A 16,293-nucleotide genomic window follows, 5' to 3' on the forward strand; every position below is an offset into this window, starting at 1 on the left:
AAACCAAGCCCAAAGAAACCGGAATAATCAGATACACTCTTTCCTGTGAAAACGGCGAAGACACAGTCACCAAACACCTGTTAGTGGTTATCCAGGAGTTTAAGTGGTTTGAGACAATTCCGATAATAAACCTGCGAGTTCCAGGCAGTTTGCAGGCTTCTGTATTTAGTTTAATTGATGCAATAAAGCAGATTGTTTTTCGGCCCAGTTTAGTGAAGTAATTGATAACCTCTTTTCCGGATACCAAAAAGGGGTTTAGTTCCTTTAATAAACAAATTAAAACCCTCCTTTTTACAACCCAGTTTTTAATTTTTGTGGATAAGCTGTTGATAATTAAGCAAAAACAACAGCATTTAAGGCATTTTCTAAATATTTTTTATTTGACAAACCAAAATTTCAATTCTATTATTATCTTAATGAAGCAAAAACAGATAAAAAATCTTTTCCAGGAAACTATTCTCTCTACTGTTTTTTATATTTTGAACAGTAAAAAATTAATTATAAAACAGCCCAGCTAATTTTGGGCTGTTTTTAATAAATTATATGGCTGAATCTTCTTTAACTGCCCAACCAGAAGAAATAATGGATTTTGGCGACTGGGCTAAAGTCAAGATGCCTGACGGTTCGGTTAAAGATTTGACTTTAGTCTATACCAATGAGATTGATGTCTTGGCTGGGAAAATATCCAATGAATCGCCAATAGGCCGGGCCTTGCTTGGCGCCAAGGCAGGAGAGAAGAAAGCTTATTATGTTGGTGAGAGAACCTTTGAATTAGAAATTCTGGAGATAAGGAAACGAAAACCAGAACAGATTTAATTTAAAAAGTTTTTAATTAATATTTCTGCTTGTTTTTGGCTGGAGAGCCAGTGGATTTTTGGGTTGCGCTTAAACCAGGTTCTTTGCCTTTTGGCATATTGGTAAAGCGAAGCCAGAGATTTTTGTTCAAACTCTTTTTTTGAGACCATTCCCTTTAAATAAGCGTAAGCATACCAATAATGGAGCCCAAGTTCTTTAAATCTGGTTTCAGGAATTTTTCTTTTTATCAGCGCTTCAACTTCTTTTAAGAATCCCTGTTTAAGCCAGTGGTAAAATCTGGTTTTGATTCGCTGTTTTAGATTTTCCGAGTCGGTTTTTATGCCTAAATATAAGCAATCAAAGATTTGCCTGCCTGATTTAAGCTTTGGCACTTGGCCTAACTGTTCAGCTATCTCAATTGAGCGGATCAGCCGCTTTTTGTTTTCTTTATCAATCACCTTAGCTCGGGCCGGGTCTAATTTAGTTAAAATTTTAATTAGTTCGGTTTTGGTTTTTAAGCTTAATTCTTGCCGAAGCTTTTGGTCAGTTTTGGTTTTGGGGAAGATTAAATTTTTTGCCACTGCGTCAATATAAAAGCCTGTGCCGCCAACCAAAAAAGCCAATTTATTTTTTTGATGGATTTTCTTAATTGTTTGGATTGCCAGTTTTTGAAACTGTTTGGCATTTAAAGTTTTTTCCGGAGGCAAAAGATCTAAAAGATAATGGGGGATTCCGGCCATCTCTTTCTTAGTAATTTTGGCTGAACCAATATCCAGATATTTATAAACCTGGCGCGAGTCGGCAGAAACAATCTCCCCGTTGAACTTTTTTGCTAATTTAACTGCCAAACCGGATTTTCCTGACGCAGTTGAGCCGAGGATAATAATGAGTTTAATCATGGCTTTTAAATATATTATAACTCTTTTTTTAGAAGAAACCTTTTCAGAAACAATCTATTGAAGTCGAGCTTTAACGGATTAAAAAATCAATTCAATTAAAATCTTAGCTAAACAGCCGAGAGTTTTTGTTTATTCCCAAACCTTGACCCCGCAGTAGATTTTGAACAGCTTTCAGCTTCTGCGCTTTGCGCAGATGTTCAAAATTCACTACCGGGTTAACCCCGTTAGAAATTTCAGTAAGAGCTTTAACTGTTTAACAAAACAAAATAATCACCCGATTTGCTAATAGTTTATCTTGAACCACGATTATTTCTAACAGGGTTGACAAAACCCAGAGAGAGAGAGATACTAAGTGCAGTTCTTCCTGCGGCATAAAACTGCTGCAAATCCTGAACAAAAAGGAGGTGAAAAAAGATGCCTAAACAAGGTAATCCCACTAAAGCTCCAGGGCGGCCCCAACGGGAAAAGAAACAGCCGGTGTCCCGACCAAAGCCGCCTAAACCCGATAAGGGTCCGAGCAAGAAATAGGCAACAATTAAATCTGCCAAAACTTTTGTTTTGGCAGATTGTTTATTGATTAATTGTTTTCAATATAGGCAATAAATGTTTTAATAGTATATTTAATTATGAAAATTTTATTTTATAAAAAAACCTTCCTTGAAATTGATTTTATTTCTCCGCATAAAACCCATATTTCTAAGTTGATAAGAAGTTTTAAACTAATACAAGTTTTTGATCCCTTATTTTTCCAGAAGAAAATTAAGTTATTAAAAGCAGTTCTTGTTTATCCTGGCAATGATTACTATTCTGAGGTCTTTTCTCGACAGAGAATTTGGATCTGTCAACCAAAAACTATTAGGGAGTCAAAATTAACCTATCTTGCTTCCTTGGGAGTACACGAATCTTGGCATATTGTCCAATACCTAAGAGGGGTTAAAAACATTGCCTCTCTGGCAGAGCGAGGCGCCTATCTTAAACAAAGAGAGTTTCTTGTTAAAGCCAAAGATTATTCCTCTGTTCATTGGCTTGATAAAGTTTACAAAACAAAATGGTGGGAAGATGGCGGAGATCCGGATACTAGAGTTTCTGATAATCAAGTTTTAATGAGGAAGAAATTCTTAGAGTTTTTAAAGCAGTATCAAACTAATCAATTAAGAATCAAAACGATATAAAGAATAATAAAAGATATGAGCGTTAATGAATTAGATTGGACAATCTATTGAAGTGAGACTTCAATAGATTCTTTAGCGCCAGAGCCCTCTTGTTTTTACAGGGGCTTTTTTTGTTTTTATCTCGGCAGGCTTTTATTTTGTTTTGAGTTTGGCGGCGAGATTTGATATGATTTGAAAAAGATGATTTTTTATTATAATTGGTATATTTTAGCCGTTATTTTGTTTGCTTGGGCCGGGTTTTATTTTTACTTAAAGAAAAAGCTTTAAAATATTTCGGGAGTTGGATTCCCAAAATTTTCCGAGGTCGAATCTCGGGGATTCGACTTTCGGAATTTAAATAATTAATAAAAAAATAATATGCTAAACAACCATCTTTATAATTTAATGCTTCAGCTGGTTGAGGAACATAAGGCGCTTTGGCGGATAAAAAAGATGTATAAAAAAGACGCCGGCAAATGCCGGCAGTGTCGAGCTTTCTGGGCCAAGTTGGAAAAAGACAAACAGACCCATATCAAAGAACTGCAAAGCTTGATTAAGTCACATCTAAAATAACTTTTCAATTTGAAGGGGAAATCAGTTGTTTTCAGTTTAGTTTTTGGCCTGGTTCTTTTGGCTGTTGCTGGATTTGTTTATTATCAGTTTAAAGATGTTAAAATATTAAAAACTCCTATGGCAGAAGAACAAAAACTAATTTTATTCAGTCCGGCGTTTGAGCATCAGGGTTATATTTTGCCCGAATATACTTGCGACGGCGAAAATATCAATCCGCCACTGGGAATAAAAAACGTCAGTCCGGAAGCTAAGTCTTTGGTTTTGATTGTTGATGATCCGGATGCGCCGATGGGCACCTGGGTTCATTGGGTAATTTTTAATCTTAATCCTTTGATTGATTTTATTGAACCGGGCAAGGAACCGGGCGGAATTGTCGGCCTTAACTCTTGGGGCGAAGCCAAATACGGCGGACCTTGTCCGCCTTCAGGCGAGCACCGGTATTTTTTCAAGCTTTACGCCTTGGATAAAGAATTGGATCTTGGTCATGGCGCCACCAAAAAAGATGTGGTTAGGACAATGGAAGGGCATGTGCTTCAGTCAGCTGAATTAATCGGCAGATATAAAAGATAGGCTGTTTTGAAAAATTTTGGCTGTATTAAAATTAATCTATGCCAGAAATTTACATTATTAAAAAACCCATAATTAAATCGGAGCTTAAAAAAATTGCCGAACAACGATTCGGCGATTTGGTTAAAGCAGTGGTTGATATTAAGCAAGGAATTATTGCTCTGGGCGGCGAGCTTCATGTTGATGAAGAGATTTTGCTTTCGGAAAAATTTGGTTAATAAATTAATTCTTGATTAGAAAATATGCCCTACCAGCATAAAGAATTAGCTAGTGGCGGTTGGCAAAAGTTTTCTTTGACCGAGCAGTTGGCTAATATTGGCGCTGAAGTCGGCCGGGCCGCCAGATGGCAAGACAAAGATTTAAAAATCTTTCAAGGCGCAGTTTTTAGGGCTTTAGAGCTTTTTGATCTGACTTTGGCTGATGAGCGTTGGCGAGGCAGGAGAAGAGAGATTGCCAGATTAAGAGAATTGTTTTTATACGCGGTAGAAAAAGACAATCTTTATCAAACTTCTCTTCTGGACATGGAAAAGTATTTTCTGCCTTTTATGTTTTTAACCAGAAAGAAGTTATAAATTCTTATTCCAATTCCAAAACCCCGGCTTAAGCCGGGGTTTTGGAATTTGTTAATCAGCAAAGATTAAACCTGCGGGTTTTTTGGGTTTTCCGGCGGTTGGGTGGGCATCTGCGGAGACTGAACCGGTTCAGCCGGTTTTTCTTTTATTGCCGCGTCGATAATCTCTTTGGCGCCGTCAACACTCGTTTCCAAAGAAGTTTTAACTGCCTGAAAAACATCACTGCCAAGCTCTTGGGCGGTTTGGATTGCCGCTGTCACGGTTTCTTTAGTTGCAGAGATTGAATCTCCGCCAACCGCTTTAACTGCTTCAACCGAGCCCTTAACTGCTTCAACTGCAACCTGCCCAACATCAGCGCCGAGTTCTTTAGCGCTCTGGATTGCCTGGGAAACAGCGCCTTTGGCGGCTAATTCCGGCTGTTCGCCAGCCTCGGTTAAACCGCGGACTGTGCCGCGGACAATGCCGGAAATCGCGCCGGTAAACGAAGCGCCGATATCAGCAACTCCGGCAACTGCACCCTTGACAACAGAAGCAGCTGCTTCTACGCCTTTGCCGGTAAATTCGCCGGATTGCTTCATTAAATTAACCGCATTATTTTTAACCACTTCAATAATAGTGGTGCTGATGTCAGCTACGCCTTGCAAGCTGGCTTTGACGCCTTCTTTAATGCCGTTAACTAAGTTTGAAAGAATTGGAATAGGCATTTTGAAATTTAATAGTCTAATTTATTCAATTTCGACCAATAAAAATTATAGCATAAATTTTATTCCGTTGCTTGCGGCGCGAGTTGCTGTTTAAAATAATTTTCGCAGAAATCTAAACGTTCTGTTGAGAATTTCTAACGGGATTTATTTTCTGTTTTTTACCGGGATTTTGAAGAATATCCCAGTGGTAAATAAATAAAGGCAAGCCGACAATAATCATGGCAATTGCGTTTGAGGCTCGGCGGGCATTTTCAACTTGCTTTTGCTGCTGTTCTGCTTCAAGCTGTTTTTTTTGAAAAGCTTGCTGTTCTTCTTTGGTTGGCTCATTCGCGGGCGTTGGTTCTGGCAAGCGCGGATAAACAGGATATATTACCGATTGGTTGGCTTTTTTAAAAACATAATTTTTCAACCCCAAATCCACCAGATTGACAGAACCAATTACCATCAACAATAAGCCAATAGTGGAAAATAAGTAAAGATAAATTGTTCTGATGATTTCTTTTTTATCCATAGTTTTGATATTGAACTGTTTTTATTTTATGTGATAATAAAAGTATAAGGAAAATAGAAAAATTTTCCAGGTCAAAAATTAAACTCAAAAAATTATGGTTACTCAAGAACTAATTGATTATATAAAAAAGCAGTTGGAACAAGGGCTGGGGCGAGACCAGATTAAACAAACTTTGCTCTCAAACGGCTGGCAAGAGCAAGACGTTGCTAAGGGTTTTACCGCAGTTGATTCAGAAACTAATCTTGCCAATTTAGAAGTCCAGCCAGAAAAACCGGTTGCTGATTTTCTCGGTCAAGCAACAGAATCGGGCCAAGAAAAGCCGCAAGAACCGGTTTTGGATTTGAGCCAAAAGCCAGTTGGGCTGTCCAGCCAACCGGTTTTTGAACCGGGGAAGGCTGAACCAGTTAATCTAGCCGAAGAAGTTCAACCGGAATCAGTAGAATCGGTTGAATCAAGTCCGGTTGAAGCAGTTGAATCAGTTCAACCGGCATCTAAACCAATGGCAGAAACCCAAGTTGAACAGGCTGAACCCGAAAATATGCAGGCCCAACCAGTGGTTATGTCAGAGATAACCGGCCAAGCAGAAAAATCTAAAAAGCCATTGCTAAAATTAAAGGTTAATAAGTCTGTTGTAGTTATTTTGGCTGTTTTGTTGGGCGGTGTTGTTCTTGGTGCTGGTTTAATTTTGGGAATTCAGGCCCTGAAAAGAACAGAGCCAATCCAACCGAGCCCTTCGCCAATAGTTGAGGTTTCGCCAAGCCCGGTTTTGGAGTTAGTTGATGCCCCGTATTTAGATGAGGAGCTGGGGATTAAGTTTTTTTATCCGGTTGATTGGCTGCCCGAAACGGATTTGGGGCTTGAGGATTTAGGAATGAAAGGAGTTTTGTTTGGTTCAGGTGGCACTGCCAGCATTAATATTATCTCAATCCCCCTAACTCTTGAAGAGAAAAATGATTCTTTAGATAAAGCAACCCAAGATTCTATCGCGGTTCTAAAGACAAATTATCCTGATTATGAATTGTTGGGCAAATCCCAAACTTCAGTTAGCGGCTACCCGGCTTTTACAATTGAGGGAAAAACTTTTTTTAACCAAGAAGAGGGGAATGGTTTAAAAATGAGAATTCTACAGCTGATTATGCGTGATGCCGCATCAGAAAATCAATTCGTAATCACTTTTATGGCGCCAGATTCAGATTGGCAGACTTATCAGCCAATATATTGGCAAGCAATCAACAGCTTAGAACTGATTTAACTGTTTATAAAAAACAGCTAAAAGTATAACTAAAAGAGTCATAAATCCTGCTCTCTGTCTTTGGGCGGGATTTATGATTTTTAAAGCAAGTCAATGAAATTTTTTATTACTGCTAAACCAAATGCAAAAAATCCGGAAATAGAAAAATTTTCTGACAATACTTTTTTAATTAAAGTCAAAGAGCCGGCAAAGAATAATTTGGCGAACCAAGCGGTTTTAAAATCTTTAGCCGGTTATTTAAAAGTGCCTGTTAGTAATTTGAAAATTATTTCAGGCAGAACTTCAAGAAAAAAAATCATTCAGCTGGTGTAATTTTTAGATGGTTAAATTTTCAATTATCGTTCCGGCTTACAACGAGGAGAAAAATGTTGCCCGGTGTCTTGATTCCTTAGTTAATCTTGATTTTGATAAAAATGATTATGAGGTTATTTTGGTTAATAACAATTCGACTGACAGGACTAAAGAAATTGCTGAAACTTTCTCCGGGGTTAAGATTATAGACGAACCAAAACAAGGCAATGTCTTTGCCTTGATTAAAGGATGTTTACAGGCCCGAGGTGAAATATTAGTTTTTACAGATGCGGATACAATCGTGCCAAAAGATTGGCTGATTAAAATTAATCAAGCTTATCAAAACGAAAAAGTTGTTTGTGCTGGCGGGCCGGGGAAACTTAGGCCGAAAACTTTTTTGGGATTTTTTGGAGAAAAGCTTTTTTACTGGGGCGGTGCTTTAACCAAGCTGGCGCCTTGTTTTAATTTATCAATTAGAAAATCAGTTTATAAGGAAATTGGCGGCTTTGACCCGAAGATAAATTTTCATCAGGATACTTATTTGGTTCTAAAAGCAAAAAAGCGAGGTAAAGCGGTCTTTTTAAGGGACAATTATGTTATTACTTCAAGCCGTCATTTTAAAGGCTGGCCAGCGATCCCTTATATTTTAAAAGGCGGGATTAATTTGATATTTTTATTTTTATTCGGCAAAACAATTTTCTGGGATTTTGGTAATGTTAGGGGGAAATGAGCTTTATTGCACCCTGTTCTCAATTAAACAGATTATGGTAAAATATATTTTATATGGAATCAGAGATTAATCATCTAAACATTAACGTTTCTGACCCGTCAGCTTCCTTTCCTTTTTATAAAGAATTATTAGAGTATCTTGGTTATAAAACTATCCGTTATATTGAAAATACCACCGCTGCTTTTGAAAACAATGGTTTTTCTTTATGGTTTGACGCGGTTAAGGAAAAATATAAAGATAAGACTTTTCATCGTCAAGCAACCGGGATAAATCATCTGGCTTTCCGAGTCAACTCAAAAGAAGAAGTGGATAAATTCTATCAGGAGTTTTTAAAACCAAGAAAGATAGAAACTCTTTACCAAACCCCAAAAGCTTTTCCCGAATATACTGATAAGTATTATGCCGTATTTTTTGAAGATCCGGACAGAATTAAATTGGAGGTGGTTTATTTATAATTTATGTTAGTTCGTTCAAGAATTAAGCCCTATCTTATTTTTTTTGGTCTGATAGTTTTGGTTGCCGGGGGCGCTTATTTTTGGGGCTTGAGAAGTTCAATGCTCAAGCTGGAAAAACAAGCAGAGCAGAGCCTTGTTAAGGCAGAAAAATATGAAAGTTTAGCAGTTAAACTAAATCAGGAGAAAAACCGCTGTTTGGAGTTTTTAGCCAAAGAAGAAGGCAACTTTGCTGAATTTTCTTATTGCCAGAAATTAGTTGAGTTTATTAAACAGTTAGACATTAGTTTGAATAACAATTAAAAAGTATGAAAAGGAAATTTATTTTGCTTTTAGCGGTTGTTTTTGGAATCTTGATTGCCGGGATTTATCTTTTTAGCCAAAATAAAGCTAATGCGCCGGCAGATTTAGGACCTGATAACCAAATCGCGGTCAAAGTTTATTTTGGCAATTCATTTTTAAATCCCGAAGCCCAAGACTGCAGTTTGGTTTATCCAGTAGAAAGGAAAATAGCAAAAACCCAAGCAGTTGGCCGGACGGCTTTAGAAGAGCTATTAAAAGGCCCAACCGAAGCAGAAAAACAAGCCGGTTATTTCACCAGCATCAATTCCGGAGTTCAGATTCAAGATTTGGTTATTGAAGATGGCATTGCCAAAGCAGATTTCAATGACCGATTGGAGTTTCAGGTCGGCGGCTCTTGCCGAGTTCAGGCAATCCGGGCTGAAATCACTGAAACTTTGAAGCAGTTTCCAACTGTTAGCCAAGTGATAATCTCTATTAACAAAGAAACAGAATTAATTTTACAGCCATGATTGATCAGACTAAACAGGTTCTTGTGACGATTGATAAAAAAACTAAGCAGGTTTCTCAAGAGTTGAAGAAAAAGACCCTTGGTTATATTTTGGCTGGTTTAGGTTTAGTAGTCGGCTTGGCCTGGAATGAAGCAATAAAGACCTTGATTGAACATTTATTTCCGGCTCCGCAAAATTCAATCTTGGGCAAATTTGTTTACGCTGTTTTCATCACTGCTTTACTGGTGGTGGTGGGCGGGTATTTATTAAAAGAAGAGAAAAAGAATTAATCATTGTTTCATTGTTTCATTGCTGCGCTGTCAAAAATCAGAATCATGAATAATGAATTATAGATTAGTTTCTTAGTTTCTTTAGTTTGATTAGCGTATCCTGCCAATTTACTAATTAGTACCAATAATACTAATAAGATTGATTGGCAGATATTAGTAATAATTGGTAAATTAGCAGGATTCTATTAGAAATTATCTCGTTTGACGAGATCTGACGTGACCAGAGAAATTGTAAATTGGAATTAAAAAAATAAAACTATGTTAAAAAAATTGCTTTTAGTTTTTGGCGGGTTGCTCATTGTTATTCTGGCCTTTTTTATTTTCAGGTTTTTTTATTTAAAAGGACTTTTGAGCTTTAACCCTAATTTTTCTTCGCCAAAACCAAGCCCGACTCTGGAACCAGAGGGGTCGCCTTTGCCCAGCCCGACAGATTTGAGTCCCAGTCCGACAGAATCTCCTTTGTCCAGTTCAAGCCCGGCGGTTTCACCATTCCAAAGAGGCAAGATGGTTAGAATTGATGTTGATGATACTGGCGCGGGAATGTATCAACTATCAGTAAAAAAACAAACAAAAGTTACTTTGACTTTGAATGTGATGACTCTTAATGTCAGTTATGGCGGATTGGATTTTAAAAGCCCCGTAGTTAATACCGGAATTATTTTGCCGGGCCAATCAAAAACAGTTGAGTTTATTGCCGAACAATCTTTTGATTTAATTCCTTATTATGCTGAAACCGGCAATCCGGCGCCCTATAAAATTCAGATTCTAGTTGAAGAATAATGGTAAAAAAAATTCTGGCTAAAAAATTCAGTTTTATTGTCTTAGGTTTGCTTATTTTGGCTGGCGGCTTTTTGTTATTAAGAAACAGACAAAAGCCGGAGCTGGATTTTACTGTTGTCAAAAGAGGCGATATTGTTCAGGAGCTTAGCTTTACCGGCAAGGTCAAGCCGGCTGAAGCAGTTGAGCTCGCTTTTGAAAAAAGCGGCCGGGTTTCAATTGTTTATGTTGATGTCGGCAATAAGGTTTTTGCCGGGCAGATTTTAGCCGGTTTAGACAACAATGATGTTTCTGCGAGCTTAAAACAAGCTCAGGCCAATTTAGAGACAGAACTGTTGAGGTTAGAAGAAATAAAAGCCGGCTCTCGGGAAGAAGAGATAAAGATTCAAGAAGCTAAAGTTGAGAGCGCCCAGGTGGCGAAAAAAGAAGCAGAAAAAAACCTAATTGATAAAATCGGCAGCTCTTATACTGTTGCTGACGACAGCATCAGGAATAAAGTTGACCAGTTTTTTTCTGACCCAAGGAGTTTAACGCCAAAGCTGAATCTTTTTCCGGTTGAATCCCAGTTAAAAACTGATCTGGAATCGAGCCGATTAACCATGGAGAATCTTCTTAAGGATTGGCAAACGGCGATCTTGGAATTAACAAACAATCCTGATCTTAATTTATACTCTAATCAAGTAAAAGCCAATCTTGAACAAACGAAACTTTTTCTGGATAAAGCGGCCTTAGCAGTTAACAGCATGATTGCTAATGCCAGTTTTAGCCAAACAACGATTGACGGTTATAAAACAGATATTTCTACTGCCAGGACAAATATCAATACAGCAATTAACAGCCTTAGTTCAGCCCAGGAGAAACTTAATACTGCTATTACTAACTTAAACTTAGCTAATCAAGAGCTGGCATTAAAAAAAGCCGGCGCCACCCCTGAACAGATTAAAATTCAGGGGGCAAAGATTGACCAAGCAAGAGCAAATCTGGAAAGCGCCCGGGCTGAATATTCCAAAACAATCCTGAAGTCGCCGATTGCCGGGATTATTACCAAAAAACAAGTCAGCCCGGGAGAGATAGTTTCTTTAAATCAAGTCGCTTTTTCGGTTATCTCTGATTCTGGTTTAGAGATTGAAACTAATATCCCGGAAGTAGATATTGCTAAAATCAAAGTTAATGACCAAGCCAAAGTAGATCTGGATGCTTATGGGCCAAGTTTAATTTTAGAGGCAAAAGTAATTAGAATCGACCCGGCAGAAACAATTATTGAAGGGGTGGCAACTTATAATACCAAATTGACTTTTAAGGACCCGGAGCAAAAAGCCAAACCCGGGATGACTGCCAATATTAATCTTAGCCATTTGGTTCGGGAAAATGTTCTCACCATTTCCAGAAAAGCAATTGTTCTTGAGGAAGATAAAGAGTTTGTTAACTTAATAACAGAAAAGGGAATTGAGCAAAGGGAAGTTAAAACCGGCGTTCGGTCAAGCAATGGTGAGGTTGAGCTGGTCAGCGGTTTAAGCGAAGGAGACAAGGTCTTGCTTCCAAAATGATACGGATAAAAAATTTGGAAAAAATTTATCGAGGCAACGGAGCAGAAACCCGGGCTTTAGACGGAGTTTCTTTTGAAATTGGCAAGGGCGAGTTTGTTGCGATTATGGGGCCTTCCGGTTCAGGCAAATCAACTTTACTCCACATCTTGGGGTTTTTAGACAAGCAAACCAAAGGCGAATATTTTTTTGACGGCAGGAAGAATACTGATTATTCCAAAATCGAGCTCGCTCGGCTGAGGAATAAAAAGATGGGCTTTGTTTTCCAGTCATTTAATCTTTTGCCAAGAGCAACGGTTTTAGAGAATGTTAAACTGCCGCTTTTATATTCCGAGGTTTTAGAAAAAGACTGGAACAAATTCGCTAAACAAGCTGTTGAATCTGTTGGCTTATCCCATCGCTTAAATCATAAGCCATCACAGCTCTCCGGCGGCGAGGGGCAGAGAGTGGCGATTGCCCGGGCTTTGGTTGTCGGGCCGGAGATTGTTTTTGCTGATGAGCCGACCGGCAATTTAGATTCTAAATCCGGCCAAGCGATAATGGAGCTTTTAGTTAAGATTAATAAGAGTCTGGGCCGGACAGTGGTTTTGATTACCCATGATCAAGGGATTGCTCGGTATGCCAAAAGAACGATTCTTCTCCGGGACGGGAAAATTGAGTCTGATAAAAAGCAATGATTCTAAAACACCTGTTTAAATCCGCCCTAATTAGTCTGGCGGCTAATAAAATGCGGTCTGGTTTGACTGTTTTGGGCATTGTTATCGGGATTATGGCGATTATTTTGGTCCAAGGCATTGGCAGCGGCGCCAGAAACCTGATTCTGGGCCAGATTCAAGGGTTGGGTTCAAACACAATTATGATTGAGCCGGGCCGCGAGCCAAAAGGGCCCTCTGACTTTACTTCTTTTTTTCTTGATTCTTTAAAGGAGCGGGAGGTGAAGTATTTAAAAAGCCAGGCTGATTATCTCGGCATTAAGGAAATCTCGCCGATTATTTTTTTGCCCGCCACAGTTAGTTTTATGGGAGAAACCAAATCCGTCAATGTTATTGGCAGCTCTGATTTAGTTGAAAAGATTCTTGACCTTTATCCGGAAGAGGGACTGTTTTTTACCGAAGAAGATGTTTTGGCCCGGTCAAGTGTGGTTTTGGTTGGTGCGGAAGTGAAAAAAGAGTTATTAGCTAACAGCAAAGTCATAGGCCAAAAAATAAGGATAAAAAACAAGAATTTTCAGATTGTTGGCAGTTTTTCAAGCAAGGGCCAAGTCGGATTCTTTAATCTGGATACAGCGGTGATTATGCCCTATACCACAGCAATGGAATATCTTTCCGGAACCAATTATTACAATGAGATTATTGTTCAGGCGAAAAATGGGGAGCAGGTTGAGCAAATTAAGAAAAATCTTGAGCAGGCAATCAGACAACTTCACGGAATCAGCAATCCGGAAAAAGATGATTTTCACGTTATGACCCAAGAGGATATTGTCAAGAGGGTGGATACGATCACCGGAGTTTTGACTGCTTTACTGGTTTCTGTGGCCGCAGTTTCTTTGATTGTTGGCGGGGTTGGGATTATGAATATTATGCTCGTTTCAGTTACCGAAAGAACCCGGGAGATCGGCTTGCGCAAAGCTTTGGGAGCAACCGAAAAACACATCCTGATTCAGTTCATCTTTGAGGCCGTGGTTTTGACATTTCTGGGCGGCGTCTTTGGGGTTTTGGCCGGAGCCGGGCTGACTTTTTTGGCAACTTTAATCTTATCTAAGTTTGTTTCTTCAGGCTGGGGCTTTTCTTTTCCGATTCCGGCTGCTTTAATCGGTTTATTAGTTTCTTTTTTAATTGGTCTTGGTTTTGGATTTTATCCAGCCCGGCAAGCAGCTAAAAAAGACCCAATTGAAGCGCTTAGGTATGAATAAGTGATGAATTAAAAATAAATTATGTTTGAAAACAAAAAATGGTTGATTATTATTGCTGTTGTTTTAATCGGCATTGGTTTGGTTTTTGCGGTTATAAAGATAAAAAAAGAGCCGCCAAAACAGCTTTCTAATTTTGAGGATTGCGTTTTAGCCGGTTATCCGATTTTGGAAAGCTATCCGCGCCAATGCCGAACCCGGAACAATGAAATCTTTATTGAAGATATTGGCAATGAGCTGGAGAAGTTAAACTTGATTAAACTGGAGCAGCCCCGGCCAAATCAGATAATCTCAACCCCGGTTTTGGTTAAGGGCGAAGCCAAGGGATATTGGTTCTTTGAAGCTTCTTTTCCGATTGATATCACTGACAGCTCCGGAGAGATTATCGGTTCGGGCATTGCTCAAGCCCAGTCAGATTGGATGGTAGAAGATTTCGTCCGGTTTGAAGCCGAGATCAACTTTAGCCAGCCGAAAATAAAAACCGGTTATTTGATTCTAAAAAAAGATAATCCTTCGGGTTTGCCGGAAAATGATGACCAGTTAAGAATTCCGGTTAAATTTAAGTAGGTTTGCTTTGCTTTTTGTTATAATAATAAAGGTCGTTATTATTTTAAATAAAAAATATGGCAACTCAAGTTTTAAAACGAGACAGCTCTTTACAGCCATTTGACCCGGAAAAAATCAAACGGTCAGTCCAAGCGGCAGGCAGAGAAGCGGGCATTGAGGAAGCCGCGTTGGCAGAGCTGGCAGACAAAGTCAGCGTTTCGGCAATTAATACTTTGGCAGAAAAAGAGCAGGTTAGTTATTCAGAGATTAGGCAGGCGGTTTTTGCCGAACTGGAAAATTTTGATCCGAGAGTCATTCAAGCTTGGAAAAACCACGAGCAAAAAGTCAAAGGGTTAACCGTTTAAATAAGTTTCCAAAAAATATGAATTGGAAAAGGGTTGAGGTTTTTTTAGAGTTCTTAATCTTTGGAATTTTAATCGGCATCATTGAAGATTTGATCGCAATTAAAGTTGCCACCGGCCAGCCGATTACTTTTCAAGTTTTCAAAGCCGTTTTCTTAATTGCCATTCCGTTTGCTTTTTTGGGCGAGATTGTCGTTGACAAAATAGATTTTGTTGAAATAATGAAAAGAATTTTTAAGAAAAATGTTCCGGTTTCCCGAATTGAAAACTAAGCTATTGCCCCAGCCGCCGGCTTGGAACAAAGCATTAGGGGTTGGCATCGTGGTAATGGGTTTGGCTCTGGGCACAGGCGAGCTGATTCTCTGGCCCCATTTGATTGTTAAATTTGGTTTGGGCTTGCTTTGGCTGGCTTTGCTCGGAATAACTTTACAGTATTTTATCAACTTTGTTTTATCTTTTTTTTGCGATTAAAATTTTTTTAGCTTAACTTAGTTAAGTTATGATTTTTCCCATTATTGTTTTTCTTGCTTCCTGCGCCGCGCTTTATTTTGTCGGCAACTGGATGATTGACGGGTTGTCCCGGGTCGCCCGATTTTTAGAACTGCGGGAGTTTGTCGTCGCTTTTATTTTAATGGCCCTGACCGCGACTCTGCCGAATTTGTTTGTCGGCATTTTGTCGGTTATCCACAAAGTTCCGGTTTTATCTTTCGGAGACGTTGTCGGCGGCAATGTAATTGATTTAACTTTGGCCATTGGCCTGGCAATTTTATTTTCAAAGAAATCAACCGTTGAGGCAGAAAGCCGGACCGTTCAAGCCACCGCTGTTTTTAGCTTGTTCGCCGCTTTATTGCCAGTGATTTTAATCTGGGATAACAGCTTGTCCCGGGCTGACGGCGCAGTTTTGATTGGCCTTTTTGTTCTGTTTATTCTCTGGCTTTTTGCCAAAAAAGAAAGATTTACTCGGACTTATTCTTTGGAAGAGCGGCATGGCAAAGAGGTCTTTTCCGGATTCAGAGATTTTTTTCAGGGTTTAGGGAAAATCATTATTGGCGCGGCTTTGCTGATTTTAGCGGCTGAAGGTATTGTCCGGTCTGCTTCGGCTTTTTCTGTTTTTTTTGGTTTGCCTTTGGGACTTATCGGTATTTTAATTGTCGGTTTGGGCAATGCTCTGCCAGAGACTTATTTTGCGGTTGCTTCAGCTAAAAAAGGCGAGACCTGGATGATTTTAGGCGATTTAATGGGTTCGGTGATTATGCCGGCAACCTTAGTTTTAGGAATTGTCGCTTTATTTTCGCCAATAAAAAATATTGATTTCTCGCCGTTTTTGATTGCCCGGATATTTTTGGTTATTGCCGCGGCTTTCTTTTATCTGTTTATCAGAACCGGCAAAGAGCTGACAAAAAAAGAAGCCGCGTTTCTGCTTCTTTTATATCTAACCTTTTTAGGGATTGAGATTTTCCGGTTGGTTTAAGCTTTAATTTATTTTTCCGGAACAGTAACTCTCGCGAATAGAATAAAAAACTGAACGAACCCTCGGCTAACCAGCCGAGGGTTCGTTATTGGTTACCTCTTGACAA

Annotated in this window: 27 protein-coding genes; 23 read left to right on the top strand and 4 right to left on the bottom strand. The window is 39.0% G+C overall.

The features are described 5' to 3' along the window. Together AB1721_02325 and AB1721_02330 are read left to right on the top strand one after the other, a co-directional pair. On the top strand, positions 1-221 hold a 221-nt coding region (locus tag AB1721_02325; protein ID MEW5805533.1), incomplete at its 5' end, for a hypothetical protein. 322 nt (positions 222-543) lie between these two features. Then, positions 544-816: a GreA/GreB family elongation factor gene (locus AB1721_02330; GenBank protein MEW5805534.1), complete on the top strand. Its 273-nt coding sequence runs from the start codon at positions 544-546 to the stop codon at positions 814-816. Here the strand turns inward: AB1721_02330 and miaA are convergent. Both miaA and AB1721_02340 read right to left on the bottom strand, forming a co-directional pair. Beyond that, a complete protein-coding gene (gene miaA / locus AB1721_02335) occupies positions 813-1,694 on the bottom strand; it encodes a tRNA (adenosine(37)-N6)-dimethylallyltransferase MiaA (protein MEW5805535.1) in 882 nt (293 codons plus the stop codon). The two genes, AB1721_02330 and miaA, sit on opposite strands and share 4 nt — an antisense overlap. Positions 1,695-1,984: 290 nt before the next feature. Next, positions 1,985-2,242: a hypothetical protein gene (locus AB1721_02340; protein ID MEW5805536.1), complete on the bottom strand. Its 258-nt coding sequence runs from the start codon at positions 2,240-2,242 to the stop codon at positions 1,985-1,987. A gap of 78 nt (positions 2,243-2,320) precedes the next feature. Here AB1721_02340 and AB1721_02345 point away from each other — a divergent pair, with 78 nt between their 5' ends. The 5 genes from AB1721_02345 to AB1721_02365 all read left to right on the top strand — a co-directional run bounded on the left by AB1721_02345 (position 2,321) and on the right by AB1721_02365 (position 4,557). Further along, complete coding sequence (locus tag AB1721_02345; GenBank protein MEW5805537.1) at positions 2,321-2,866, top strand: hypothetical protein; 546 nt, start codon at positions 2,321-2,323, stop codon at positions 2,864-2,866. Positions 2,867-3,223: 357 nt separating this feature from the next. Continuing rightward, positions 3,224-3,418, top strand: coding sequence for a hypothetical protein (locus AB1721_02350; protein MEW5805538.1), 195 nt, complete (start codon positions 3,224-3,226; stop codon positions 3,416-3,418). 9 nt (positions 3,419-3,427) lie between these two features. Beyond that, a complete protein-coding gene (locus AB1721_02355) occupies positions 3,428-3,988 on the top strand; it encodes a YbhB/YbcL family Raf kinase inhibitor-like protein (GenBank protein MEW5805539.1) in 561 nt (186 codons plus the stop codon). Between the two features lie 38 nt (positions 3,989-4,026). Then, the gene (locus tag AB1721_02360) at positions 4,027-4,203 is read left to right on the top strand and encodes a DUF5674 family protein (protein ID MEW5805540.1); all 177 of its coding nucleotides are present in this window, start codon (positions 4,027-4,029) and stop codon (positions 4,201-4,203) included. A gap of 24 nt (positions 4,204-4,227) precedes the next feature. After that, positions 4,228-4,557: a hypothetical protein gene (locus AB1721_02365; protein ID MEW5805541.1), complete on the top strand. Its 330-nt coding sequence runs from the start codon at positions 4,228-4,230 to the stop codon at positions 4,555-4,557. Between the two features lie 65 nt (positions 4,558-4,622). Here the strand turns inward: AB1721_02365 and AB1721_02370 are convergent, their stop codons facing one another. Continuing rightward, positions 4,623-5,261, bottom strand: a complete 639-nt coding sequence (locus AB1721_02370; protein ID MEW5805542.1) for a hypothetical protein — start codon at positions 5,259-5,261, stop codon at positions 4,623-4,625. Positions 5,262-5,373: 112 nt separating this feature from the next. Then, complete coding sequence (locus AB1721_02375; GenBank protein ID MEW5805543.1) at positions 5,374-5,772, bottom strand: hypothetical protein; 399 nt, start codon at positions 5,770-5,772, stop codon at positions 5,374-5,376. Between the two features lie 94 nt (positions 5,773-5,866). On the opposite strand from AB1721_02375, the gene AB1721_02380 reads away from it, so the two are divergent. From AB1721_02380 to AB1721_02455, 16 genes are all read left to right on the top strand, one after another. Then, entirely contained in the window at positions 5,867-7,024 is a 1,158-nt protein-coding gene (locus AB1721_02380) for a hypothetical protein (protein MEW5805544.1), read from the top strand. A 93-nt stretch (positions 7,025-7,117) separates the two neighbouring features. Further along, positions 7,118-7,336: a DUF167 domain-containing protein gene (locus AB1721_02385; protein MEW5805545.1), complete on the top strand. Its 219-nt coding sequence runs from the start codon at positions 7,118-7,120 to the stop codon at positions 7,334-7,336. Between the two features lie 7 nt (positions 7,337-7,343). Next, positions 7,344-8,045 carry a glycosyltransferase gene (locus AB1721_02390; GenBank protein MEW5805546.1) on the top strand — a complete coding sequence of 234 codons (702 nt, stop codon included), beginning with the start codon at positions 7,344-7,346 and terminating at the stop codon, positions 8,043-8,045. A gap of 53 nt (positions 8,046-8,098) precedes the next feature. Beyond that, complete coding sequence (locus AB1721_02395) at positions 8,099-8,500, top strand: VOC family protein (GenBank protein ID MEW5805547.1); 402 nt, start codon at positions 8,099-8,101, stop codon at positions 8,498-8,500. Positions 8,501-8,503: 3 nt separating this feature from the next. After that, positions 8,504-8,800, top strand: coding sequence for a hypothetical protein (locus tag AB1721_02400; GenBank protein ID MEW5805548.1), 297 nt, complete (start codon positions 8,504-8,506; stop codon positions 8,798-8,800). Positions 8,801-8,805: 5 nt separating this feature from the next. Beyond that, positions 8,806-9,309: a GerMN domain-containing protein gene (locus AB1721_02405; GenBank protein ID MEW5805549.1), complete on the top strand. Its 504-nt coding sequence runs from the start codon at positions 8,806-8,808 to the stop codon at positions 9,307-9,309. Next, entirely contained in the window at positions 9,306-9,578 is a 273-nt protein-coding gene (locus AB1721_02410) for a DUF5654 family protein (GenBank protein ID MEW5805550.1), read from the top strand. The genes AB1721_02405 and AB1721_02410 overlap by 4 nt, the downstream gene beginning before the upstream one ends. A gap of 258 nt (positions 9,579-9,836) precedes the next feature. Then, positions 9,837-10,358, top strand: a complete 522-nt coding sequence (locus tag AB1721_02415) for a hypothetical protein (GenBank protein MEW5805551.1) — start codon at positions 9,837-9,839, stop codon at positions 10,356-10,358. After that, a complete protein-coding gene (locus AB1721_02420; protein ID MEW5805552.1) occupies positions 10,358-11,902 on the top strand; it encodes an efflux RND transporter periplasmic adaptor subunit in 1,545 nt (514 codons plus the stop codon). The genes AB1721_02415 and AB1721_02420 overlap by 1 nt, the downstream gene beginning before the upstream one ends. Positions 11,903-11,916: 14 nt before the next feature. Next, a complete protein-coding gene (locus AB1721_02425) occupies positions 11,917-12,576 on the top strand; it encodes an ABC transporter ATP-binding protein (GenBank protein ID MEW5805553.1) in 660 nt (219 codons plus the stop codon). Then, on the top strand, positions 12,573-13,811 hold the full coding sequence (locus tag AB1721_02430; protein MEW5805554.1) for an ABC transporter permease: 1,239 nt from the start codon (positions 12,573-12,575) through the stop codon (positions 13,809-13,811). Before AB1721_02425 ends, AB1721_02430 begins: the two co-directional genes overlap by 4 nt. A 21-nt stretch (positions 13,812-13,832) precedes the next feature. Then, on the top strand, positions 13,833-14,375 hold the full coding sequence (locus tag AB1721_02435; GenBank protein ID MEW5805555.1) for a Gmad2 immunoglobulin-like domain-containing protein: 543 nt from the start codon (positions 13,833-13,835) through the stop codon (positions 14,373-14,375). Positions 14,376-14,431: 56 nt separating this feature from the next. After that, on the top strand, positions 14,432-14,719 hold the full coding sequence (locus tag AB1721_02440; protein ID MEW5805556.1) for an ATP cone domain-containing protein: 288 nt from the start codon (positions 14,432-14,434) through the stop codon (positions 14,717-14,719). Between the two features lie 17 nt (positions 14,720-14,736). After that, entirely contained in the window at positions 14,737-14,988 is a 252-nt protein-coding gene (locus tag AB1721_02445) for a hypothetical protein (GenBank protein MEW5805557.1), read from the top strand. A gap of 4 nt (positions 14,989-14,992) precedes the next feature. Further along, entirely contained in the window at positions 14,993-15,187 is a 195-nt protein-coding gene (locus tag AB1721_02450) for a hypothetical protein (GenBank protein ID MEW5805558.1), read from the top strand. A 28-nt stretch (positions 15,188-15,215) separates the two neighbouring features. Beyond that, positions 15,216-16,187, top strand: a complete 972-nt coding sequence (locus tag AB1721_02455) for a hypothetical protein (GenBank protein MEW5805559.1) — start codon at positions 15,216-15,218, stop codon at positions 16,185-16,187. Positions 16,188-16,293 lie beyond the last annotated feature (106 nt).

Source organism: Patescibacteria group bacterium (assembly GCA_040753135.1).
Lineage (GTDB): Bacteria > Patescibacteriota > Minisyncoccia > UBA6257 > Brennerbacteraceae > JBFMGR01.